The organism is Rhizobium sp. 05N49, from assembly GCF_056396805.1.
The window spans coordinates 195,751-216,945 of sequence record NZ_JBFTME010000007.1; the positions used below are offsets into that span (position 1 = coordinate 195,751).

Genomic DNA, 21,195 nt, shown 5'->3' on the forward strand with positions numbered 1-21,195 from the left:
TTATTGGAGCGCTCATTATCATGCGCCCTGGAAAATCCAAACCGGACGATTGGCCGYGGCGGATGAAAGCCTGAAACTGAAGCCGTAACATTGAGTGTGATGTCTCGCCCATGGAAACCGATTCTCCGACGATGCCGAAACGGACRCTGACGGATATCCTCTTCATCTTCTTCCTGCGGCTCGTCGCCGTTTCCTGCTTCTGGTTCGGTCTTCAGTATTGGGCGATGCTCGTCGGTTACTCGCTGGTCGGCGCCGGCCGCTTCGATCTCTTGAGCCTGCCATGGAAGGTCGCAAGCACCAGCCTTGCCGTTCTTTTCCCGGTTGCCTCGCTCGGCCTCTGGCTCACCGTTTCCTGGGGGCCGGTCATCTGGGTGCTGGCCGCAGGCGGCCAGATCCTCATGTACGGCCTGCTGCCGCAGATCTTCGGGGCCAACCGGCTGATCATCCTGCTTCATGTGATCGTGGCCGTCATCTACTGGATTTTCAGGCTTTCCCTGTGGCTGGAGCGGCGCCGGCAGCGTCGTCAGGTAAGCGTTGATTTACCCTGATACATCAAGGGGTTTTCGTAAGTCTCTGTTAAGCCTGCGGTTTAAGTCGAATTTTATATGTATTCGATAGGGTCTCACTCAAGGCGGGAAGAAAACGACACCGCCAAACAAAACAGTGAGGCAGTCAAATGAACACGAAAATCAAGCCGCAGGCGGCATCGACTTTCCATGCACACGAGCAGGGCATCCGTGATCTTTACATGGAATCCCTTCATCTTGTTGAACGTCTTCATCGCCGTCTTCTCGACGTCATCAAGGACGAGTTCGACCGTCAGGGCCGCAGCGACGTCAACGCCATCCAGGCGCTGCTCCTTTTCAACATCGGCAACTCCGAACTCACTGCCGGCGAGCTGCGCTCCCGCGGCTACTATCTCGGCTCGAACGTTTCCTACAACGTCAAGAAGCTGGTCGACCTCGGCTTCATCAACCACCAGCGCTCGCGCATCGACCGCCGCTCGGTCCGCATCAGCCTGACCGAAACCGGCCAGGACATCGCCGAAACGGTGGCCCGGCTCTACGAACGCCACATCGCCTCGATCGACAAGGTCGGCGGCATCGGCACCGACGAGTTTACGCAGATGAACAAGCTCCTGCAGCGGCTGGATCGCTTCTGGAACGATCAGATCCTTTATCGTCTGTAAGAAGATTACGATCTGTCCCCAGGTATGAACACCAGAATGCCCTGGCCGGCGTTGGCCGCCTAAACGGGGCACGAGATGGCACAGGTGGCGTGGATCGCTCGCCACTTGAACGCCGGCGATTTCCGACCTCCATCGGCAACTTAAGCGCACGCGGTTTCCCTCCGCGAGGCGCTTTTCTGCCGTTGTGTCAAAGGCCTGCTGTCGATCAGACGGAAGCGTGTCGGCCTTTGGCACGACCGGACACCTTGATAACGCTCAAAGACATCCGCTCGCCCCTGCGTGGCATCTTTGCAACGCACTCCAGCCAAGCGAAAAGCCCCGTATTCAAGCCGTTTTTTAGTCGTTATTAACCCTCACGGTTTACCCGTCATTTGGTGCGTTGCGTCGGTTTCCGGCAACCGGCAGTCTGTCTTCCGGCCCGGCAACACGAATTGGCCATATTGATGTGACAGCGGAATATTCGATAGCCGGCGTCCTCGACGGACCATTGGCACCATCCAGGTTGCTCGCAATCTTGTGATGGGACTGGCGGAATTTCCTGCTGCGCCGGAAGAACGAACGGATAGGGATCTGCGTTAAGGCGCAGGATATCGCAAAGGGCCGCGGCTTCCTCCACCGTGGCATTGAGTGGTTGGGACGAATGTCTAAAAAGAACGGAATTGAAGCTCTCTCACGCCGCGCCTTCCTGGCGTCGGCGGCAACGGTTGGTGCCAGCGCGCTTGCCGCACCCGCATTCGCGCAATCGGCGCTTGATGGGCTCCTGAATGCCCCGAAGCGCGGCAACTGGGACGACCAGTTCGACGCCAAGGCTGCCTCGCGCACGGCGACGGCCGTCCTTTCCAATACCCCGATCCTCAGCCCGCAGTCGGTGCCGAGCACGCAGCAGGCGATCATGCAATATCAGCAGATCGCGTCCGCCGGCGGCTGGCCCGAAGTCAATCCGGGCGACCAGCGCCTGCAGCTCGGCGTCAGCTCCCCCACCGTCCAGGCCCTGCGCCAGCGTCTGGCAATCACCGGCGACCTGCCGCGTGAGGCTGGTCTTTCCAATGCTTTCGATTCTTATGTCGATGGTGCCGTCAAGCGCTTCCAGGCCCGTCACGGCCTGCCAGCCGATGGTGTGCTCGGCGAATTCACGCTGAAGGCGATGAACATTCCGGCTGATGTGCGCCTGCAGCAGTTGAACACCAACCTCATCCGCCTGCAGACTTTCCCGGAAGATCTCGGCCGTCGCCACCTGATGGTCAACATTCCGGCCGCCTATGTGGAAGCCGTTGAAGACGGCAGCGTTGCGACGCGCCATACCGCGGTTGTCGGCCGCCTGAGCCGCCCGACGCATCTCGTCAACTCGAAGGTTTACGAGGTCATTCTCAATCCGTACTGGACGGCACCCCGCTCCATCGTCGAGAAGGACATCGTGCCGCTGATGCGCAAGGATCCGACCTATCTCGAAAAGAATGCCATCCGCCTGATCGACGGCAAGGGCAACGAAGTCGCTCCCGAGACCGTCGACTGGAACGGTGAGGCGCCGAACCTGATGTTCCGTCAGGACCCGGGCAAGATCAACGCCATGGCGTCCACGAAGATCAACTTCTACAACAAGAACGGCGAGTATATGCACGACACGCCGCAGCAGGGCCTGTTCAACAAGCTCATGCGCTTTGAATCGTCCGGCTGCGTGCGCGTCCAGAACGTCCGCGACCTGTCGAACTGGCTGCTGCGTGAAACGCCCGGCTGGAACCGCCAGCAGATGGAACAGGTCATCGCCAGCGGCACCAACACGCCGATCAAGCTCGCGACCGAAGTGCCTGTTTACTTCGTCTATATCTCGGCCTGGGGCATGCCCGACGGCGTCGTCCAGTTCCGCGACGACATCTACGAGATGGACGGCAATGCCGAACTGGCGCTGGACACCACTTCGGGCATGGAGCAGCCGGTACAGTAAGTCCGGCTCACTAAATTCACGAAAGCCGCGCCGTTGCGCGGCTTTTTTCATTTCAGCGAGGCCGGACTCCACGCAAAGTGTTCGCCCCGCGCGCTTAGCCCAGCAAATGTCGTTCTTCGTATTGCCCTCGCATCGGCGGGGCGCTAATACCTTCCGCATTCCAGTGAAGGAGCCCGCCAATGACCAATGCTTCCACCGAATCCTTCTTCAATCGCTCTCTTGCAGACGTCGATCCGGAAATCTTCGGCGCGATCGGAAAGGAACTCGGTCGTCAGCGGCATGAGATCGAACTGATCGCATCCGAGAACATCGTTTCCCGTGCCGTTCTGGAAGCCCAGGGCTCCATCATGACCAACAAATATGCCGAGGGTTATCCGGGCAAGCGCTACTACGGTGGCTGCCAGTTCGTCGATATCGCCGAGGAACTGGCGATTGAGCGCGCCAAGAAGCTTTTCGGCGTGAACTTCGCCAACGTTCAGCCGAATTCCGGTTCGCAGATGAACCAGGCAGTATTCCTGGCGCTGCTGCAGCCGGGTGATACGTTCATGGGCCTCGACCTGAACTCGGGCGGTCACCTGACACATGGTTCGCCGGTCAACATGTCCGGCAAGTGGTTCAACGTCGTGTCCTACGGCGTGCGCGAAGGCGACAACCTGCTCGATATGGACGACGTCGAGCGCAAGGCGAAAGAACACAAGCCGAAGCTCATTATCGCCGGCGGCACTGCCTATTCCCGCATCTGGGACTGGAAGCGTTTCCGCGAGATCGCCGACTCGGTTGGCGCCTACCTGATGGTCGACATGGCCCACATCGCCGGTCTCGTTGCCGGTGGCGTGCATCCGTCGCCGTTCCCGCACTGCCATGTTGCGACGACCACGACCCACAAGTCGCTCCGCGGCCCGCGCGGCGGCGTCATCCTGACGAATGACGAGGATCTGGCCAAGAAGTTCAATTCGGCCGTCTTCCCGGGTCTCCAGGGCGGTCCGCTGATGCACATCATCGCCGCCAAGGCTGTTGCCTTCGGCGAAGCCCTGCAGCCGGAATTCAAGGATTATGCGGCGCAGATCGTCAAGAACGCCAAGGCGCTGGCCGAAACGCTTGTCGCAGGCGGCCTCGACGTCGTCTCCGGCGGCACCGACAACCACCTGATGCTGGTCGACTTGCGCAAGAAGAATGCCACCGGCAAGCGTGCGGAAGCCGCACTCGGACGCGCCTACATCACCTGCAACAAGAACGGCATCCCGTTTGACCCTGAAAAGCCCTTCGTCACCTCTGGCGTGCGCCTCGGCGCCCCGGCCGGCACGACGCGCGGCTTCAAGGAAGCGGAATTCCGCGAGATCGGTAACCTCATCGTCGAGGTTCTTGATGGCCTGAAGGTCGCCAATTCCGACGAGGGCAATGCTGCCGTCGAGGCTGCCGTCCGCGGCAAGGTGGTGAATCTGACCGATCGCTTCCCCATGTATGATTACATGGGCTAGAGCGCCGTGCGCCCGTTCGGGCGCACAAAGGACGCTCTAACTCTTTGAATCTWCGCATCAGGCTTTCCGAAAATCGATTCCGATTTTCGGGCCGATGCTGAAGGAGAAGGCATGCGCTGCCCCTATTGCGGTTCGGAAGATACGCAGGTCAAGGATTCACGACCGGCGGAGGATAACACCTCCATCCGCCGGCGCCGTATCTGTCCTGATTGCGGCGGCCGCTTCACGACCTTCGAGCGCGTGCAGCTGCGCGAGCTGATGGTTACGAAGAAGACCGGCCGAAAGGTTCCCTTCGATCGTGACAAGCTGGTTAGGTCCTTCGATGTGGCGCTACGCAAGCGGCCCGTCGATCGCGACCGTATCGAGCGTGCTGTCTCCGGTATCGTGCGCCGGCTGGAAAGCTCGGGCGAGACGGAAATCTCTTCCGAACAGATCGGCCTGCAGGTCCTGGAAGCGTTAAAGGGCCTCGATGATGTCGGCTTCGTGCGCTACGCCTCGGTCTATCGGGATTTCTCGCATGCCGAGGATTTCGAAAAGCTGATCGCAGAGCTCAACGCCAAGATCGCCCGCGATCCGCTGGACGCATGACCATGGGCGAGGGGATCGCGCGGCCTGAGGACGAACGCTTCATGGCAGCCGCGATCCGGCTGTCGCGATGGCACACGGGCCAGACGTCCACCAATCCATCCGTCGGCTGTGTCATCGTTCGCGACGGCGCGATCGTCGGCCGCGCCGTGACGGCACTTGGCGGTCGCCCGCATGCCGAGCCCCAGGCGCTCGCCGAAGCCGGTGAACTTGCCCGCGGTGCAACCGCCTATGTCACGCTCGAACCCTGCTCGCATCACGGCAAGACGCCGCCGTGCGCCAACGCGCTGATCGCCTATGGCGTCGGGCGCGTCGTCATCAGCGTGACCGATCCCGATATCAGGGTATCCGGCCGCGGTATTTCCATGCTGCGCGATGCCGGTATCGAGGTGACGACAGGCGTGCTGGAGGCAGAAGGAAGGCAATCGCTCGCTGGATATCTCACCCGCCAGACGAAGAACCGCCCCTATGTGACTCTCAAACTTGCGGTTTCCGCCGATGGCATGATCGGCCGTGAGGGGGTAGGGCAGGTGGCGATCACCGGGCCGGAGGCGCGCGCCCAGGTACAGGCGCTGCGCGCCGAGACCGATGCCATCCTCGTCGGTATTGGCACGGCGGTCGCTGACGATCCCTTGCTGACTGTGCGCACACCGGGCCTTGAGGCACATTCGCCTATCCGCATCGTGCTCGATCCCACTCTGGCGTTGCCGCTGGATAGCAAGCTGGTCGAGACGGCGCGCGACGTGCCGGTCATTGTGGTTGCGAATGAAGTCATGTCGCCGCTGCAGGCAGATGCGGAAGGAATTCCCCCTGCGCCCCAAGCGATCGCCGCTCTTCTCATGCCCGGCGAGCCAGAGGGCGACAGCGCTGATGCCGCCGACATGGATGCTCGCCGTAGTGCGCTCGAAGCAGCCGGCGTCGAGGTTCTCTACTGCAATCCTTACCACCCGGAAATCCTCTTGCCGGCCCTCGCCACCCGCGGCATCTCCTCGCTTCTGGTGGAAGGCGGCGCTAAGACCGCGAAGCTTTTCCTCCAAACCGGTCTCGTTGATCGCATTCAGCTCTATCAGGCGCCTGTCGTCATCGGCGAGGGCGGTATTGAATCCCCGCTGCAGGCAACCGACATACCATCCGGTTTCGCCCACAGAGGCACTTACATATTCGGCGCGGACCGCCTGGACGAATACGAAAGAGAGAATTGATGTTCACCGGAATTGTCACTGATGTCGGCACGATCGAATCCGTTTCGCCGTTGAAGGAAGGCATTAAGCTCCGTGTCGCGACGAATTACGATCCGACGACCATCGATATGGGCGCATCGATCTCGCATTCGGGCATCTGCCTCACGGTAACGGGTCTGCCGCAGGAGGGCAGCAACGGCCGCTGGTTCGAGGTGGAGGCATGGGAAGAGGCACTGCGCCTGACCACCGTATCCAGCTGGCAGGCGGGCAGCCACATCAATCTCGAGCGTTCGCTGAAGATCGGCGACGAGCTTGGTGGCCATATCGTGTCAGGCCATGTCGATGGCAAGGCTGAAATCCTGTCGGTGACGGAGGAGGGCGATGCGACCCGCTTCCGCCTGCGTGCGCCGGTCCATCTCGCGAAATTTGTGGCGCCCAAGGGCTCGATTGCACTCGACGGCACATCACTGACCGTCAATGCCGTCGACGGCACGGATTTTGATGTGCTGCTGATCCGCCATACCCTGGAGGTCACGACCTGGGGCGAACGCAGGGCTGGTGACTTCGTCAATTTCGAGGTCGATACGATGGCCCGTTACGCGGCCCGGCTTGCCGAGTTTCCTAGCGCGAAAACTGAATGATCGGGCCGTTATAGTCCGCCCGCGCCATTTCCTTGAAACCGAGTTTTTCGGCGACCTTCAGCGATGATATATTGTCCGGGCTGATAATGCAGGTCATCGGCCGTGCCGGAAATTGTGCTTCGCCCCAGCTGATGATCGCCTTCAGTGCCTCGGTGGCGTAGCCCTTGCCGTGGACTGAGGGCATCAGTGCCCAGCCCACCTCCATCGTCCCTTCGATCGAGGGCTGCATATCTCGCTTGGCCTCCAGGAAACCCGCTTCGCCGATGAAGCGGCCGCTTTCCTTTTCCTCGATCGCGAAGAAACCGAATCCCATGTAGTGCCACATGCCGGCAATCCGCAGCAGCCGCGCCCAGCTCTGCTCGCGGGTGGAGGGCACGCCGCTGATGAAGCGCACCACATCCTCGTCGCGCCAGAGTTCGAAATGCGCGTCGAAATCGTCGCGGCGATGCGGGCGCAGAATGAGCCGCCCGGTTTCAAGTGTCGGAATATCAGTCATGAAAATGCTGCTCTGAAATGAAGTTGCGATGACGGAGCTGATATCAGAATCCGGGCTCTCCATCCCAGTAGTCCAGAGCGTTCTCTCCCCTGCCGATATGGTCGAAGGAGCTGCCGTCGCGGTTGGTCTTGGCGAGGAACTTGCCGGAATCGGGATATTCGCAGATCTCGGTCTTCGCCTTGGTCGACAGGCCGAGATAGATAAGCGGCGTTGATCCGGTATTGATGATCTGATGGGCAGTTTCCGGCCCGCCCGAGGGAGCGCCCAGTACATCGCCCTTTTTGATTGGGTGGCGTTGGTCGCCGAAGCGATATTCGCCTGTGCCCTCGATGATGTAGAAAAGTTCGTCTTCCACATGGTGGTTGTGGAAAGGGCAGCCGGATTTGCCTGATGGTACTTCACTGTAGCTTATGCCGAGATTGGCAAGCCCAAGATCCTTTCCGAAAGACGTATCGCGGCTTTCGAAGAGGCTTCCCCTCGTCCAGTGTTCGAGGGACAGATCGGCCGTGTTGATGACCGGTTTCGCATTCGTCGCCATAGAGTCCTCCGCTTTGGCGAGAAGACAATCCTATCCGGCGGAAAATGCAACAGTGATTTCGTCAAAGACGGTATGGGCGGCGAGGAGATAACCGCCCATACTCGCCTGCCAAGTCGGCAGCCTCAGCGAACGTAGAACGTAATGCTGCCGTCGGCTGCCTGTTCGGCGTTCACGACATTGCGGATATTGACACCATCATTGTTGAGCTGGTGTGCCAGCGACTTGTTGGCGTCGATGGAAGCCTGAATGGCGTGGACAGCGCTTTGCGAGCGCTGAGGGGCAGATCGCGGGCCGGTCATTTCGTCGTCGAGGTGGTGCCAGTTATAGACGGGCTCGACGTTGAAGTCATTGCCGTGGAAGCTGCGAAGCGTCTGCTCGATACCCGCTGCAGTATTCATGCCTAGGCTTTCAGCCCGGCTAACGCCGGCGAATGCAAGGGACGAGAAAGCTGCGGCAATGGCGATTTTAGCAACGCGGTTCATGATGGTATCCTTTCGTCTACCGCGACGGTCGGCTGTCTACAGGGATCGTCTGGTTACGACTAAGATTTGGCGTTGCAGCATTGATCTTTCAATGACTTAAGCCACTGAAAAGCAATTACAAATTGTTCACGAAGCCTGCCTTGGTTTTGCCACTTTTTAGCTGCCTGGCTACGCATGGGTTTGGCGCCGTAGCGTCTGATAAAGACGGGTCCAGCTATCCCATTGCAGATATTTTGTCTTTCCTCCGAGAGCGCCGCCCGAATTTGCTTGCCATTCGCTCGAAGGCATGTTTTGACCGCGGCCTGCCTGAGTGGAAAATGCCCCGCCAACTGAAGGTGACCCATGCCGAAAGAGACCGCTCCCCATATTTTGATCGTCGAAGCACGCTTCTATGACGACATGGCCGATGCTCTTCTGGAAGGCGCGACCTTCGCGTTGGAAGAGGCTGGCGCCACTTACAACGTCGTCACCGTGCCCGGCGCGCTGGAAATTCCGGCGGCGATTGCCATGGCGCTCGATGGCGCGGATAATGACGGCACGCAATACGACGGTTTCGTCGCCCTCGGCATGGTCATCCGCGGCGAGACCTACCATTTCGACATCGTCTCGAACGAGTCCTCGCGTGCCCTGATGGATCTCGCCGTGAGCGAGTCTCTGGCCATCGGCAACGGCATCCTGACCGTCGAGAACGATGAACAAGCATGGGCGCGTGCGCGCCGTTCAGATAAGGACAAGGGCGGTTTTGCCGCCCGTGCAGCTCTCACGATGATCGAGCTGAAGAAGAAGCTGGGTGCATAAAGAATGACTGACGAAAATACCGAACGACCGGTCAAGGCAGCCAATCAGCGGGGCGCGGCGCGCCTCGCGGCTGTGCAGGCGCTTTATCAGATGGATATCGGCGGCACCGGCGTTCTGGAAATCGTGGCGGAATACGAGGCGCATCGTCTCGGCCAGGAACTTGACGGCGAAACCTATCTGAAGGCCGATGCCGGCTGGTTTCGCTCGATCGTCTCAGGCGTCGTGCGCGACCAGCTTCGCCTCGACCCGCTGATCGCGTCTGCCCTGCAGGACGATTGGGCGCTGTCGCGTCTCGACAGCACCGTACGCGCCATCCTGCGCGCCGGCGTTTTCGAACTCGTCGACCGCAAGGACGTGCCGGTCGCCGTCATCGTCACCGAGTATGTCGAGATCGCCCGTGCCTTCTTCGACGACGATGAGCCGAAACTCGTCAATGCCGTTCTGGACCGCATCGCCAAGCAAGTGCGCGGCGACCAGAAGAAGTAGGCACTTAGGCGCCAAACAACCCCTCCCATCCTTTCTGCGGTACTGCAAGGCTTTTGAAGTTTTGCAGTCTTGACGCGACGTTATCGACCACGCAATCTCCGCTCGCCTGTTGAGCGTTTCTATGGAGAGGAGTCGATTCAGCAGCATTCGTCGCCGGAGAAGGAGTGAGCTCCGGCTTATGGGAGGAAAGAGCGAATGACCATTCTTTTATTGGTAATCGCATGTGGCCTGCTCTCGGTGGTTTATGCCATCTGGGCAACCCGGTCGGTGCTTGCTGCCGATCAGGGCAACAGCCGCATGCAGGAGATCGCGGGCTATATCCGCGAGGGCGCCCAGGCCTATCTGACGCGTCAGTATAGAACCATTGCCATCGTAGGCATTGTTGTTTTCATTGCAGCATGGCTGCTCCTTTCCGCCACGGCCGCGATCGGGTTCCTGATCGGCGCCGTCCTCTCAGGTGCTGCCGGCTTCATCGGTATGCACGTCTCCGTCCGCGCCAATGTGCGCACCGCCCAGGCAGCATCCGCAAGCCTCAAGGCAGGCCTGGACATTGCCTTCAAGTCGGGTGCGATCACCGGCATGCTGGTCGCCGGCCTCGCGCTGCTCGGCGTCTCCATTTATTATTACGTGCTGACGATCGTGCTCGGACACGAGCCGGGCTCGCGTGAGGTGATCGACTCGCTCGTGGCGCTCGGCTTCGGCGCGTCGCTGATCTCGATCTTCGCCCGTCTCGGCGGCGGCATCTTTACGAAGGGCGCCGATGTCGGCGGCGATCTCGTCGGCAAGGTAGAGGCCGGCATTCCGGAAGACGATCCGCGCAACCCGGCAACCATTGCCGACAACGTCGGCGACAATGTCGGCGATTGCGCCGGCATGGCAGCCGACCTCTTTGAAACCTACGCAGTGTCCGTCGTCGCAACGATGGTTCTGGCGGCAATCTTCTTTGCCGGTGCGCCCATCCTGCCGTCGGCGATGATTTATCCGCTGGCAATCTGCGGCGCTTGCATCATCACCTCGATCATCGGCACCTTCTTCGTCAAGCTCGGCCCGAACGGCTCGATCATGGGCGCGCTGTACAAGGGCCTGATCGTGACAGGGCTTCTGTCGATCATCGGTCTCGGTGCCGCGACTTCGCTGACCGTTGGCTGGGGTTCGCTCGGGCAGGTCGCCGGCTTTGACGTGACGGGCACAAGGCTCTTCGTGTGCGGTCTCGTCGGTCTCGTCGTCACCGCGCTGATCGTCGTGATCACCGAATTTTATACCGGCACAGGCAAGCGCCCGGTCGTCTCGATCGCCCAGGCATCGGTGACCGGCCACGGTACCAACGTCATTCAGGGCCTCGCAGTATCCCTGGAATCGACGGCGCTGCCGGCAATCGTCATCGTCGGCGGCATTCTTGCCACCTATCAGCTCGGAGGCCTGTTCGGCACCGGCATCGCGGTTACCGCCATGCTCGGCCTCGCCGGCATGATCGTGGCGCTCGATGCCTTCGGCCCGGTTACGGACAATGCCGGCGGCATCGCCGAAATGTCCCATCTGCCGCCGGAAGTGCGCAAGTCCACCGACGCGCTCGATGCCGTCGGCAACACGACGAAGGCCGTCACCAAGGGCTATGCGATCGGCTCCGCCGGCCTCGGTGCGCTGGTGCTCTTTGCGGCCTATGCGAACGACCTGCAGTATTTTGCCGCGCATCCGGATCAGTACCCGTATTTCCAGAATATCGGTCCGATCTCCTTCGATCTGTCGAACCCCTATGTCGTCGCCGGTCTCTTGTTCGGCGGCCTGATTCCCTATCTTTTCGGCGGCATCGCCATGACCGCTGTCGGCCGTGCCGCCGGCGCGATCGTCGAGGAAGTGCGCAAGCAGTTCCGTGAAAAGCCGGGCATCATGCAAGGCACGGAAAAGCCGGATTACGGCCGCGCCGTTGATCTTCTGACCAAGGCCGCGATCCGCGAAATGATCATTCCGTCGCTGCTGCCGGTGCTGGCGCCCGTCGTCGTCTATTTCGGCGTGCTCATCATCTCCGGTTCCAAGGCGTCTGCCTTTGCAGCACTTGGCGCATCGCTGCTCGGCGTCATCATCAATGGCCTTTTCGTCGCAATCTCGATGACCTCGGGCGGCGGCGCATGGGACAATGCCAAGAAGAGCTTCGAAGACGGCTTTGTCGACAAGGATGGTGTCCGTCACATGAAGGGCTCGGATGCGCACAAGGCATCGGTGACGGGGGATACCGTCGGCGACCCCTACAAGGATACGGCCGGTCCCGCCGTCAACCCTGCGATCAAGATCACCAACATCGTGGCGTTGCTGCTGCTGGCGATTCTTGCGCACTAAGACGCGTAAGCCAACAAAACAAAAACCCGCCGGATCGCTCCGGCGGGTTTTTCATATGGAAGACAGCTTGCCTTATCGCAGGCTGGACGGGTTCTGCGGCGTACCGCCGGCGCCGCCACCGAACAGGCTCTTGGCCGCATTCGCCGCGCTGCCGCCGGACAGCATCTGCTGCAGGAAGGTGAGTTCGCGACCGCCGGTCGGCGTAACGCGCGAAATCGTGTCGAACACCTTGCCGTCCTGCAGGGTGTAATTGGCGCGGCGGGAAACGACGCCGTCCTTGTCGAAATAGATGGCAAGAATACTCTGCTCGGTGACGCGCAGCTTCTGGTACGCCATCGAGCGCTGGCGGCGCTGGGAGATGTAATAGAAGACTTCCCCGTCGAAGGTTGCTGTCGTGGACGGTGTGCCAAGTGACAGAAGCACCTGTTCGCGGCTGGAACCCTCCGGAACCAGCGCCAGCGACTGCTGGTCGACGATATAGCCACCGTTAAGCACTGTGCTCGTCTGGCAACCCGATAGGGCGGTGGTGGAGGCGATTATGACGGCAATGGCTGCATTACTGAAGAATTTCATGTCTGACTTGAAATACCGTTTCTTCAACGACATCTACTCCCTTGAGTATCGATAGCAGCCATTCCGGACACTGCGTGCTTCCTCCTGCAAAACCATTGTGGCCATTCCGGGGTGGAATTCATTCGATCCCGCCTCTTTGTGCACCGGAGCGCCCCTGTCCCGAAACCGGTCACGAACAGCATTGCAATTCGCGCCTGCTTCGGTAAACCAGCTTTCGAAATCATGCAACAAGGCCCGGTGCCGCTGGGCGCCAAGAATGCGGCATTTCCGGAAAAAACAAATGATCCTCGGGCTCTTCGGTAAGAGAAACAGTAACCAGGCTATCGTCGAGCGGCAGTACGCGGCTCTTACGGCTGCTGCCCGCATGCCCGAGCTCTATGAACGGCTGAATGTCCCCGATACCGTCATGGGCCGCTTCGAGATGCTGTCGATTGCCATGATCCTGTTTTTCCGTCGCACCCGCACGTCCAACACGAGCGGCCAGGAGATTGCCCAGGAAATCGTCGATGCCTTCTTTCAGGATATCGACTATTCGATCCGGGAACTCGGCATCGGCGACAACAGCGTTCCAAAGCGCATGAAGAAGCTCGCAGGCATGTTCTATGGCCGGCTCGAAGCCTATTCGAAAACTATGGATGCAGGCGATGYCGCCGCTCTTTCCGCAGCACTTCAGCGCAATATCTATCCCGAAGCTGCCGAACCTGCCGACATGAGTGGGCTGGCGCACTGGATGATGGCGGCGGAAGCCCATCTGTCTGCCATTCCCGAGGAGGCGATCGCCACCGGTTCGGCAACGATTCCTGGGTTCGCTTGAGGAGCAGAATCATGAAGAAAGATCTGAGCGAGGTTCCATTTTCCTATCCGGTCAAGGTTGGCCACATTTCCGCCAATCCCGTCGAAGTGCGCGTGACTGCCGACAAGGACGAGTTGAAGGCGCTGGCCGAAAGCTGGAACGTCGTGTCGGTGGACAGTCTCCGCGCCGACCTGCAGATCAACAGGTGGAAGCGTGACGGCATACGTGTCAAGGGACGCGTGCAGGCTAAGATCGTTCAGGCCTGCGTGGTCACCCTCGAGCCGGTCGAGTCTGCAATCGACGAGAACTTCGAACAGATCTTCGTGCCGGAAAATTCCAGGCTCGCCCGCCATCCCGCCAATGATGCCGGCGAGATGGTGCTGGACCCCGACGGTCCCGACCTGCCGGAAACCTTTACCGGTGATACGATCGATGCCGGTGAGATCGTCGCCGAATTCGCAGCGCTCGCCATCGATCCCTATCCACGCAAGCAGGGCGTGGAGTTCGATGGCCATATCGAAGACACGGGTGAAAATGACCGAAAGCCCTCTGCATTCGCAGCGCTCAAGGACTGGAAAAAGGACTGAAGCCTCCCCGGCATTTGACATAATTCAGTTGTAAGCGACGCCAAAACCGGTATTTTGGCCCAAATTTCGCCCCCCTCAGGCGAAAAAAAGGATCAGGGACACGTGATCAAAATATCTCTCGACCTCATGGGTGGCGACTTTGGTCCCCAGGTTGTCATCCCCGGCGCTGCCAAGGCGCTGGACAGGCATCCGGATATTTCCTTCGTCTTCTACGGTATCAAGGAACAGTGCGAGCCGGTTCTGGCGAAGTTTCCCAAGGTCAGGGAAAAGTCTGTCTTTCATGATTGCGAGCTCGCAGTCAGCATGGAAGAAAAGCCGAGCCAGGCGCTTCGCCGCGGACGTTATGTCTCCACCATGTGGCGCACCATCGAAGCGGTGAAGTCGGGCGAGGCCGATGTCGCCGTTTCCGCCGGCAACACCGGCGCACTCATGGCCATGGCCAAGTTTTGCCTGCGCACAATGGCCAATATCGAACGCCCGGCGATTGCCGCCATCTGGCCGACGGTAAAGGGCGAAAGCATCGTGCTCGATGTCGGCGCCACGATCGGCGCCGATTCGCAGCAACTTATGGATTTCGCTCTCATGGGCGGCGCCATGGCGCGCGCACTTTTCGAGCTTGAGCGCCCGACAGTCGGCCTGCTGAATGTCGGCGTCGAGGAAATCAAGGGCCAGGAAGAGGTCAAGGAGGCTGGTCGCCTGTTGCGCGAAGCCAATCTTGATTCGCTCGAATATTCCGGCTTCGTCGAAGGCGACGATCTCGGCAAGGGTACCGTCGATGTCGTGGTGGTGGAAGGCTTTTCCGGCAATATCGCGCTGAAGGCGGCCGAGGGCACCGCCCGGCAGATCGGCACCTATCTGCGTGCCGCCATGTCGCGCACGCTGCTTGCCCGCATCGGTTATCTCTTCGCCAAGAGCGCTTTCGACATGCTGCGCGAGAAGCTCGATCCGAGCAAGGTCAATGGCGGCGTATTTCTCGGCCTGAACGGCATCGTGATCAAAAGCCATGGCGGGGCGAATGCCGAAGGCATAGCCGCGGCCATCGAAGTCGGCTATGACATGGCCAAGAATGGCCTGACCCAGAAAATAGAAAACGATCTCAAAAAATATCATGCCAAGCGGCTGCCCCCGATAGGGCCTGAGGCCGCGTGAGCGACGGGGTTCAAGCAATATGATCCGATCAGTGGTTCGTGGTTTCGGGGCAGCACTGCCGAAACGCGTGATGACCAACCGCGAAATGGAAGGTGTCGTCGACACGTCGGACGAGTGGATCGTCCAGCGTACCGGCATCCGCCAGCGTTACATTGCCGGCGATGACGAAACGACGTCGTCGCTCGGTGAGGCTGCAGCGCGGGCCGCGCTCGCAAATGGCGGGCTGACGCCTGATGATATCGATATGATCATCTGTGCCACCTCGACGCCGGACAACACTTTTCCGGCGACATCCGTCAATATCCAGAACCGTCTCGGAATGACGCATGGCTTCGCCTTCGACGTTCAGGCCGTCTGCACGGGTTTCGTCTATGCGGTGACGACGGCTGACGCCTATATTCGTGGCGGTCTTGCCAAGCGCGTGCTTGTCATCGGTGCCGAGACCTTCTCCCGCATCCTCGACTGGAATGACCGCACCACGTGCGTGCTTTTCGGCGACGGCGCCGGCGCGATCGTGCTGGAAGCAGTCGAAGGCGAGGGGACGACGGCAGACCGCGGCGTCTTGACGGCGCATCTGCGTTCGGACGGTTCGCACAAGGACAAGCTTTACGTCGACGGCGGTCCGTCCTCGACGGGTACGGTCGGCAAGCTGCGCATGGAAGGCCGCGAGGTCTTCAAATATGCCGTGGGCATGATTACTGACGTGATTCAGGCCGCTTTCGATTCAACCGGAACAACCTCCGAGGATCTCGACTGGCTGGTCCCCCACCAGGCCAATCGCCGCATCATCGACGGCTCGGCCAAGAAGCTGAACATTGCCCCGGAAAAGGTCGTCATTACCGTCGATCTGCATGGCAATACGTCTGCTGCCTCCATTCCGCTGGCACTTGCGACGGCTGCAGGCGACGGACGCATCAAGAAGGGCGACCTTGTGATGCTGGAGGCCATGGGCGGCGGTTTCACCTGGGGCGCGGTTTTGCTGCGCTGGTAGGCATAAATCCTAAAAAACTGGCGGCGAACAAGAGCTTGACCGTGAGGCACAAGACAAATAATCTTCGTCCACTTTCACAAAATATTTTCTATTGGGCGGGGAAACCATGACCGGAAAGACAGTTACGCGAGCAGACCTGGCGGAATCCGTTTTTCGGAAGGTCGGTCTCTCCCGGACAGAATCTGCTGAGCTTGTCGAAACGGTCATCGACGAGATCTGCAACGCGATCGTGCGCGGCGAGACAGTCAAGCTTTCCTCTTTCGCAACCTTCCAGGTGCGCGACAAGAACGAGCGTATCGGCCGCAATCCGAAGACCGGCGAGGAAGTTCCGATCTCCCCCCGCCGCGTCATGACCTTCAAGGCGTCGAATGTGCTTAAGACGCGCATTCTGAAGTCCCATGTTGCCCGGAAGGGCAAGACCAAGCCGCAAAATCCGGCTGCCTGATCATCTTTTTCCCGCCGAACGCAAAGGTTTTTTGCTGCGTCGTGCCTCCGGCTGTGCGCAACGCGAAGACGTGACTTGAATTCGCGGCTCCAAACCGTTGAAATATGATGAGTCGCCGTTTGGATCGATCCGCGAGGTCGCGTAGCAGTATGACGTTGGACAAGAGCCCGGATGCCTTTCGCACCATCAGCGAAGTTGCTGATGATCTCGACCTGCCGCAGCATGTGCTGCGCTTCTGGGAAACCCGCTTTCCGCAGATAAAGCCGATGAAGCGAGGCGGTGGACGGCGCTATTACCGGCCCGAGGATGTCGATCTTTTGAAAGGCATCCGCCATCTGCTCTATGACCACGGCTATACGATCAAGGGTGTGCAGAAGCTCTTGAAAACCAACGGCAACAAGTTTGTCGTCGCGGTCGGCCATGGCGATCTCGCAAGCGTTGAAGCACTCTCTGCGAACGTGCACGATACGGTCGCAGGCGAACCGCGCGTCGCAATGGCGGAAGAGGATCAGATCGTTGGCCGCGCCAAGCCGCCGATCACGCGCCGCTTTTTCAACTTCGTCAGCGGCGACGATGATCAGCCGGAAATCTCGGTCGGCAAGTCCAGTGTCGGCAAGGAGGATCGTGCGCTTCTCCAGGAAGCGCTCTACGATCTCCTGGAATGCAAGCGCCTGCTCGATCAGGTGCGTTAGCGCGTTTAGGCCTCCATGCCTTTCAGCGCTCTCTCGAGATCGGAAAGCTGGAACGGTTTTCTGAGGATAGGCTGGCCTGAATTGCTGCCTTCCGGCGCGCTGCCATACCCTGTTGCAAAGACATAAGGCTTGCCGCGCGCCTCGAGCAGCTTAGCGACCGGCAGTGAACTCTTTCCGGCCAAGGATACGTCGAGGATAGCCGCGTCGAATTCCTTGTTCTGAGCCGCATCGAGCGCCTGCTCCAGATCCGGAGCGCTGGCAGTGATACGGTAGCCGAGATCCTCAAGCATCTCTTCAAGCAACATGGCGATCAGCGCATCGTCTTCGACGATGAAAATGTCTTTCATGGTTCCGTCCACTCTCTGCCCGCACGGGCCTGTGCAGGCCTGTCGGGTACATGGCTTATCTGTCCCGAGCAGGCTGCTCGTCAAGGTTGGATCGCGGTAGTGCGAAAAACGGCATGTTGCCCGACCGGATTCGATATGCAAAAGCTGGAGGGCCGTTTTCGTAACGGAAGGACGAGGCTGGGAAATGGATTTGTTGAGCGCCACGGACTGGCTGCGTCATAGGCCGGGTTTGACCTATCCGCTCGCTGTCGCCGCTGTTGCAGTTACATTCCTGTTGCGCACTGCTGCTGGCGACTATCTCTCCGGCTTTCCGTTTCTGAGCTTCTTGCCCGCCGTGCTGATCGCAAGTTTTATCGGCGGTGCCGGGCCGGGCGTGGTGGCCGCCATTCTGTCGGGCTTCCTCGTCCAGCAGTTCTTCGTCGAGCCGCACGATATCTTCTGGCCCGTCACGTTCATCCAGTGGCTCGGCCTTTCGACGTTCATTGCCAATGCACTCATCATTGTCGGACTGATGCAGGCGATTGTCGTCTCCCACGGCCGGCAGCTGCGCCTGCGCGGAGAGCTGAACGATTTCAACAGGAAACTGGAAGAGACGGTCGCCCAGCGCACTGGCGAGCTCAAGCGCGAGATGGCGGAACATGCGAGCGCCCAGGCCCAGGTGCGCCAGTTGCAGAAGATGGAGACAATCGGCCAGCTGACCGGCGGCGTCGCTCATGACTTCAACAATATGCTGGCCATCATTATCGGCAGCCTCGATCTCGCCCAGCGACGGCTGAACGGCAAGGAGGATCCACGCCTCCTGAATTCGATCCAGAGCGCCAGGGACGGGGCGCAGCGCGCAGCGGTATTGACCGCGCGGCTGCTCGCCTTTTCACGCCAGCAGCCGCTGGCGCCGGAAACCATAGACCTAAACAAGCTTGTCGGCGGCATGTCGGAACTGCTGCGCCGGACGCTCGGCGAGCAGATCAGGATCGAAACGGTTCTGGCCGGTGGCCTGTGGCCGACCTTTGCCGATTTGAGCCAGCTTGAAAACGCCATCCTCAATCTCTCGGTCAATGCCCGCGACGCCATGCCCGATGGCGGGCATCTGACCATCGAAACGGCCAATACCGAACTCGACGACCGGTATGCGCGCATGCACCAGGAAGTGGAGGCCGGCCAGTACGTGATGATCAGTATCACCGATACCGGCATCGGCATGTCGCCCGAGGTTCTGGAACGCGCCTTCGATCCTTTCTACACCACGAAAGGTGCCGGCAAGGGCACCGGCCTCGGCCTCAGCCAGGTTTACGGTTACGTCAAGCAGAGCAGGGGACACATCAAGATCTATTCGGAGATCGATCGCGGCACGACGGTGAAGATCTATCTCCCGCGCCGCGTCGGTTCAGGTGAGACACGGTTTTCGGCGCCGTCGATGATGCCGATCCCGCAAGGGAGCGTCGACGACACCATCCTTGTGGTCGAGGATGACCAGAGTGTGCGCGAGATGACGGCGGAAAGCCTGCGTGAACTCGGCTATAGTGTCCTGCAGGCCGCGAGCGGTCCGGAGGCGCTGGATGTGCTGCAGAATGAGCGGGTCGATCTCATCTTCACCGATATCGTCATGCCGCAGATGAACGGTCGCCAGCTTGCTGATGCCGTCACGGAGAAGTGGCCGGAAATCCGGATCCTCTACACGACCGGCTACACCCGCAATGCCATTGTTCATAATGGTGTGCTGGACCACGGCGTCTCGCTGCTTGCCAAGCCCTTCAGCCTGGAACAGCTCGCCCACAAGGTCCGTGAAGTGCTGAACGGCAAGCCGTCCTCGGAACAGGCGTGAGGCCCGCGTAAAGCCTCACGCCGTGCGGGAGCCTATTCCAGAACCTGGATAACGCGGTGTGTCTGCGGCTCGACGATTACGCGGCGCTCGTTGACGACGGTGTAGCCATAGCCGTCCACGTTGGGAACGGTATGAATCTCTACCGTGTCGGGAAGCGTCGTGCCGACGGCAATGTCGCCGTCATAGACGACGGAGGGAACGCTCTGCTCCATGACATAGGTGCGGACTTCCCCTGGAAGCACGACGGTCGAACCGGTCGGCGCCGGATCGGTTACGATGACGCTGCTCTGCGCGAAGGCGGCGGAGCTTACGGTCAGCATGAGGGCGGCCGCGGCCAGCATGGTCTTGCGCATGGATATTCTCCTTTTCCTACCCAGCCATCGAGAAAACGTCGGCCGTCCTTCATGGTTCCGCCGGTGGCTCTGCTACTCCGGGTCATTCTTGCCGGATGCCGTTGATTTCCTCTCGCCTTGCTGCGCCCGTGAAAGTGGAGCGCCTGCCGATTTTACCCGGCACACCTGTAGAAAAGTGTTGACCATTTGTTAACCATGAGCATCGTTTATTCCTAAAGAACGACATAGGGGTTGTTGATTCGGAAATTCGCCGCGCTTTGTCCCTTCAGACAAAGATTAAAAATACGATAGCAACGGCCAGGACATGCATTTTCCGAAGACGATATCGATGGCGGCTCTCGCGGCCATGATAGCCGGCTGTACGTCGACAGGGGGAGTGCGTCAGCCTGTTGGGCCTGACAGTGTAGAGCCGGAAAAGGCGCTGGTCCTGCCGCCCCCTGGTGGTCCGTCGATCGTCAGCGTCGTCGAGCAAAAGCGTGGAAATGGTGTGGAGCAGACAATATCGCTCTTCACGTCCTCATCTGTTCAAGGCCAGAATTTCCTCAAAGTTCAGTTTCTTGGCGCGTCCGGGGCCAATCCCGGCGCCGGCAACGCTTCCTACAGGATGATCCGGGAAGGGGATATCGCGCGCGAGATGGCACGATCGGTTCCCGGCGTTCCGATGGCGACCTCAGCCACCTTTCTGCAGAACAGCTACGGTCCCTTCGGTTACGCCTCTGGCCACAGCCGTGCAGGCGATACCTGTCTTTACGCCTGGCAGCAGGTCCGCTCCAGCCAGTCGGCGCACACACAGGCGCGCAACTTTGGCATGATCCAGATCCGCCTGCGCCTTTGCGATGCCCGGGCTAGCGAGCGCCAGCTCCTCGGCATCGTCTACGGTTACACCGTCACGGGCACATTCGACGGCGATATCTGGAATCCCTATGGCGCTCCGCCGCCGGCCAATCCGGCGCTCGGCCAGACCGGCGCGCCGATCTATCCCGACGAGGGCGGCTATCGTGCGACCACGATGCCGATCGGTTACGAACCTGCTCCGGCCGCAGTTCGCCAGACAAGGGCCGTGGCCGTGCGCCGCGTGCAGGCGCAACCGGCACCTGCTGCACCGGTCCTGCAGCCGCCTGTCGGCCCTCGCGTGCCGCTGCCGAACGACGACACGCAGACGAATGCGATAGAGCCACCGGCAGAGGCGCCGGCGGCAGTCGAACAAACGGCAAGGCCGATCGGTGTGACCGTGCCTTCGCCTGATTGCATTGGCGATGCGGCCATGACGGCCGCCTGCCGGAAATAGCAAAT

23 protein-coding genes and 1 pseudogene are annotated in these 21,195 nt (G+C 60.1%); 18 read left to right on the forward strand and 6 right to left on the reverse strand.

Annotated features, from left to right (window positions below; translation table 11 throughout):
- Nucleotides 1–110 precede the first annotated feature (110 nt).
- The 7 genes from AC1DF8_RS16385 (at nt 111) to AC1DF8_RS16415 (ending at nt 7,016) form a co-directional block, all read left to right on the forward strand.
- Nucleotides 111–548 (forward strand): DUF6163 family protein, encoded by a 438-nt coding sequence (locus AC1DF8_RS16385; protein ID WP_112544670.1) that lies wholly within the window; start codon nt 111–113, stop codon nt 546–548.
- 128 nt (nt 549–676) lie between these two features.
- On the forward strand, nt 677–1,189 hold the full coding sequence (gene ldtR, locus AC1DF8_RS16390) for a transcriptional regulator LdtR (protein WP_112544669.1): 513 nt from the start codon (nt 677–679) through the stop codon (nt 1,187–1,189).
- A gap of 640 nt (nt 1,190–1,829) precedes the next feature.
- Entirely contained in the window at nt 1,830–3,131 is a 1,302-nt protein-coding gene (locus AC1DF8_RS16395) for a L,D-transpeptidase family protein (protein WP_113204699.1), read from the forward strand.
- Nucleotides 3,132–3,310: 179 nt separating this feature from the next.
- A complete protein-coding gene (gene glyA, locus AC1DF8_RS16400; protein ID WP_112544667.1) occupies nt 3,311–4,609 on the forward strand; it encodes a serine hydroxymethyltransferase in 1,299 nt (432 codons plus the stop codon).
- A 111-nt stretch (nt 4,610–4,720) separates the two neighbouring features.
- A complete protein-coding gene (gene nrdR, locus AC1DF8_RS16405; protein WP_112544665.1) occupies nt 4,721–5,197 on the forward strand; it encodes a transcriptional regulator NrdR in 477 nt (158 codons plus the stop codon).
- A 2-nt stretch (nt 5,198–5,199) separates the two neighbouring features.
- Nucleotides 5,200–6,396: a bifunctional diaminohydroxyphosphoribosylaminopyrimidine deaminase/5-amino-6-(5-phosphoribosylamino)uracil reductase RibD gene (ribD, locus tag AC1DF8_RS16410; protein WP_478154185.1), complete on the forward strand. Its 1,197-nt coding sequence runs from the start codon at nt 5,200–5,202 to the stop codon at nt 6,394–6,396.
- Nucleotides 6,396–7,016 carry a riboflavin synthase gene (locus AC1DF8_RS16415; protein WP_478154186.1) on the forward strand — a complete coding sequence of 207 codons (621 nt, stop codon included), beginning with the start codon at nt 6,396–6,398 and terminating at the stop codon, nt 7,014–7,016. The genes ribD and AC1DF8_RS16415 overlap by 1 nt, the downstream gene beginning before the upstream one ends.
- Here the strand turns inward: AC1DF8_RS16415 and AC1DF8_RS16420 are convergent.
- The 3 genes from AC1DF8_RS16420 to AC1DF8_RS16430 form a co-directional block, all read right to left on the reverse strand.
- Nucleotides 6,997–7,512: a GNAT family N-acetyltransferase gene (locus AC1DF8_RS16420; protein WP_113204711.1), complete on the reverse strand. Its 516-nt coding sequence runs from the start codon at nt 7,510–7,512 to the stop codon at nt 6,997–6,999. The genes AC1DF8_RS16415 and AC1DF8_RS16420 overlap by 20 nt on opposite strands.
- 43 nt (nt 7,513–7,555) lie before the next feature.
- Complete coding sequence (locus tag AC1DF8_RS16425) at nt 7,556–8,050, reverse strand: cupin domain-containing protein (protein ID WP_112544659.1); 495 nt, start codon at nt 8,048–8,050, stop codon at nt 7,556–7,558.
- Between the two features lie 122 nt (nt 8,051–8,172).
- Nucleotides 8,173–8,532 carry a hypothetical protein gene (locus tag AC1DF8_RS16430; protein WP_112544657.1) on the reverse strand — a complete coding sequence of 120 codons (360 nt, stop codon included), beginning with the start codon at nt 8,530–8,532 and terminating at the stop codon, nt 8,173–8,175.
- Nucleotides 8,533–8,874: 342 nt separating this feature from the next.
- Between AC1DF8_RS16430 and AC1DF8_RS16435 the strand changes: the two genes are divergently transcribed.
- The 3 genes from AC1DF8_RS16435 (at nt 8,875) to AC1DF8_RS16445 (ending at nt 12,150) form a co-directional block, all read left to right on the forward strand.
- Nucleotides 8,875–9,330 carry a 6,7-dimethyl-8-ribityllumazine synthase gene (locus AC1DF8_RS16435; protein ID WP_112544653.1) on the forward strand — a complete coding sequence of 152 codons (456 nt, stop codon included), beginning with the start codon at nt 8,875–8,877 and terminating at the stop codon, nt 9,328–9,330.
- Nucleotides 9,331–9,333: 3 nt separating this feature from the next.
- The gene (nusB, locus tag AC1DF8_RS16440) at nt 9,334–9,816 is read left to right on the forward strand and encodes a transcription antitermination factor NusB (protein ID WP_007819976.1); all 483 of its coding nucleotides are present in this window, start codon (nt 9,334–9,336) and stop codon (nt 9,814–9,816) included.
- 195 nt (nt 9,817–10,011) lie between these two features.
- A complete protein-coding gene (locus AC1DF8_RS16445) occupies nt 10,012–12,150 on the forward strand; it encodes a sodium-translocating pyrophosphatase (RefSeq protein WP_112544652.1) in 2,139 nt (712 codons plus the stop codon).
- Between the two features lie 72 nt (nt 12,151–12,222).
- Here AC1DF8_RS16445 and AC1DF8_RS16450 read toward each other — a convergent pair whose 3' ends face one another.
- Nucleotides 12,223–12,756, reverse strand: coding sequence for an outer membrane protein assembly factor BamE (locus AC1DF8_RS16450; protein WP_112544650.1), 534 nt, complete (start codon nt 12,754–12,756; stop codon nt 12,223–12,225).
- A gap of 189 nt (nt 12,757–12,945) precedes the next feature.
- Between AC1DF8_RS16450 and AC1DF8_RS16455 the strand changes: the two are divergent.
- The 6 genes and pseudogenes from AC1DF8_RS16455 to AC1DF8_RS16480 all read left to right on the forward strand — a co-directional run bounded on the left by AC1DF8_RS16455 (nt 12,946) and on the right by AC1DF8_RS16480 (nt 17,380).
- Nucleotides 12,946–13,537: pseudogene (locus AC1DF8_RS16455) on the forward strand (ubiquinol-cytochrome C chaperone family protein).
- An 11-nt stretch (nt 13,538–13,548) separates the two neighbouring features.
- The gene (locus AC1DF8_RS16460; RefSeq protein WP_112968033.1) at nt 13,549–14,103 is read left to right on the forward strand and encodes a DUF177 domain-containing protein; all 555 of its coding nucleotides are present in this window, start codon (nt 13,549–13,551) and stop codon (nt 14,101–14,103) included.
- A 102-nt stretch (nt 14,104–14,205) separates the two neighbouring features.
- A complete protein-coding gene (gene plsX / locus AC1DF8_RS16465; protein WP_112544644.1) occupies nt 14,206–15,252 on the forward strand; it encodes a phosphate acyltransferase PlsX in 1,047 nt (348 codons plus the stop codon).
- A gap of 19 nt (nt 15,253–15,271) precedes the next feature.
- Entirely contained in the window at nt 15,272–16,243 is a 972-nt protein-coding gene (locus tag AC1DF8_RS16470; RefSeq protein WP_112544642.1) for a beta-ketoacyl-ACP synthase III, read from the forward strand.
- 106 nt (nt 16,244–16,349) lie between these two features.
- Nucleotides 16,350–16,688, forward strand: a complete 339-nt coding sequence (locus AC1DF8_RS16475; RefSeq protein ID WP_007819963.1) for an integration host factor subunit alpha — start codon at nt 16,350–16,352, stop codon at nt 16,686–16,688.
- A gap of 149 nt (nt 16,689–16,837) precedes the next feature.
- Nucleotides 16,838–17,380: a MerR family transcriptional regulator gene (locus AC1DF8_RS16480; protein ID WP_112544640.1), complete on the forward strand. Its 543-nt coding sequence runs from the start codon at nt 16,838–16,840 to the stop codon at nt 17,378–17,380.
- A 5-nt stretch (nt 17,381–17,385) separates the two neighbouring features.
- Here the strand turns inward: AC1DF8_RS16480 and AC1DF8_RS16485 are convergent, their stop codons facing one another.
- The gene (locus AC1DF8_RS16485) at nt 17,386–17,727 is read right to left on the reverse strand and encodes a response regulator (RefSeq protein ID WP_478154187.1); all 342 of its coding nucleotides are present in this window, start codon (nt 17,725–17,727) and stop codon (nt 17,386–17,388) included.
- Between the two features lie 184 nt (nt 17,728–17,911).
- On the opposite strand from AC1DF8_RS16485, the gene AC1DF8_RS16490 reads away from it, so the two are divergent.
- Nucleotides 17,912–19,549 (forward strand): response regulator, encoded by a 1,638-nt coding sequence (locus AC1DF8_RS16490; protein WP_478154188.1) that lies wholly within the window; start codon nt 17,912–17,914, stop codon nt 19,547–19,549.
- A 32-nt stretch (nt 19,550–19,581) separates the two neighbouring features.
- Here the strand turns inward: AC1DF8_RS16490 and AC1DF8_RS16495 are convergent, their stop codons facing one another.
- Nucleotides 19,582–19,902, reverse strand: a complete 321-nt coding sequence (locus tag AC1DF8_RS16495) for a DUF1236 domain-containing protein (protein ID WP_112544635.1) — start codon at nt 19,900–19,902, stop codon at nt 19,582–19,584.
- 304 nt (nt 19,903–20,206) lie between these two features.
- Here AC1DF8_RS16495 and bcsN point away from each other — a divergent pair, with 304 nt between their 5' ends.
- A complete protein-coding gene (bcsN, locus tag AC1DF8_RS16500) occupies nt 20,207–21,190 on the forward strand; it encodes a cellulose biosynthesis protein BcsN (RefSeq protein WP_478154189.1) in 984 nt (327 codons plus the stop codon).
- Nucleotides 21,191–21,195: the final 5 nt, after the last annotated feature.

What these genes read in the sequence shown, in the direction of transcription:
- ldtR (WP_112544669.1), top strand. Translation starts at nt 677, where the DNA reads ATGAACACGAAAATCAAGCCGCAGGCGGCATCGACTTTCCATGCACAC.
- AC1DF8_RS16395 (WP_113204699.1), top strand. Translation starts at nt 1,830, where the DNA reads ATGTCTAAAAAGAACGGAATTGAAGCTCTCTCACGCCGCGCCTTCCTG.
- glyA (WP_112544667.1), top strand. Translation starts at nt 3,311, where the DNA reads ATGACCAATGCTTCCACCGAATCCTTCTTCAATCGCTCTCTTGCAGAC.
- nrdR (WP_112544665.1), top strand. Translation starts at nt 4,721, where the DNA reads ATGCGCTGCCCCTATTGCGGTTCGGAAGATACGCAGGTCAAGGATTCA.
- ribD (WP_478154185.1), top strand. Translation starts at nt 5,200, where the DNA reads ATGGGCGAGGGGATCGCGCGGCCTGAGGACGAACGCTTCATGGCAGCC.
- AC1DF8_RS16415 (WP_478154186.1), top strand. Translation starts at nt 6,396, where the DNA reads ATGTTCACCGGAATTGTCACTGATGTCGGCACGATCGAATCCGTTTCG.
- AC1DF8_RS16420 (WP_113204711.1), bottom strand. Translation starts at nt 7,512, where the DNA reads ATGACTGATATTCCGACACTTGAAACCGGGCGGCTCATTCTGCGCCCG.
- AC1DF8_RS16425 (WP_112544659.1), bottom strand. Translation starts at nt 8,050, where the DNA reads ATGGCGACGAATGCGAAACCGGTCATCAACACGGCCGATCTGTCCCTC.
- AC1DF8_RS16430 (WP_112544657.1), bottom strand. Translation starts at nt 8,532, where the DNA reads ATGAACCGCGTTGCTAAAATCGCCATTGCCGCAGCTTTCTCGTCCCTT.
- AC1DF8_RS16435 (WP_112544653.1), top strand. Translation starts at nt 8,875, where the DNA reads ATGCCGAAAGAGACCGCTCCCCATATTTTGATCGTCGAAGCACGCTTC.
- nusB (WP_007819976.1), top strand. Translation starts at nt 9,334, where the DNA reads ATGACTGACGAAAATACCGAACGACCGGTCAAGGCAGCCAATCAGCGG.
- AC1DF8_RS16445 (WP_112544652.1), top strand. Translation starts at nt 10,012, where the DNA reads ATGACCATTCTTTTATTGGTAATCGCATGTGGCCTGCTCTCGGTGGTT.
- AC1DF8_RS16450 (WP_112544650.1), bottom strand. Translation starts at nt 12,756, where the DNA reads ATGTCGTTGAAGAAACGGTATTTCAAGTCAGACATGAAATTCTTCAGT.
- AC1DF8_RS16460 (WP_112968033.1), top strand. Translation starts at nt 13,549, where the DNA reads ATGAAGAAAGATCTGAGCGAGGTTCCATTTTCCTATCCGGTCAAGGTT.
- AC1DF8_RS16470 (WP_112544642.1), top strand. Translation starts at nt 15,272, where the DNA reads ATGATCCGATCAGTGGTTCGTGGTTTCGGGGCAGCACTGCCGAAACGC.
- AC1DF8_RS16475 (WP_007819963.1), top strand. Translation starts at nt 16,350, where the DNA reads ATGACCGGAAAGACAGTTACGCGAGCAGACCTGGCGGAATCCGTTTTT.
- AC1DF8_RS16480 (WP_112544640.1), top strand. Translation starts at nt 16,838, where the DNA reads ATGACGTTGGACAAGAGCCCGGATGCCTTTCGCACCATCAGCGAAGTT.
- AC1DF8_RS16485 (WP_478154187.1), bottom strand. Translation starts at nt 17,727, where the DNA reads ATGAAAGACATTTTCATCGTCGAAGACGATGCGCTGATCGCCATGTTG.
- AC1DF8_RS16490 (WP_478154188.1), top strand. Translation starts at nt 17,912, where the DNA reads ATGGATTTGTTGAGCGCCACGGACTGGCTGCGTCATAGGCCGGGTTTG.
- AC1DF8_RS16495 (WP_112544635.1), bottom strand. Translation starts at nt 19,902, where the DNA reads ATGCGCAAGACCATGCTGGCCGCGGCCGCCCTCATGCTGACCGTAAGC.
- bcsN (WP_478154189.1), top strand. Translation starts at nt 20,207, where the DNA reads ATGCATTTTCCGAAGACGATATCGATGGCGGCTCTCGCGGCCATGATA.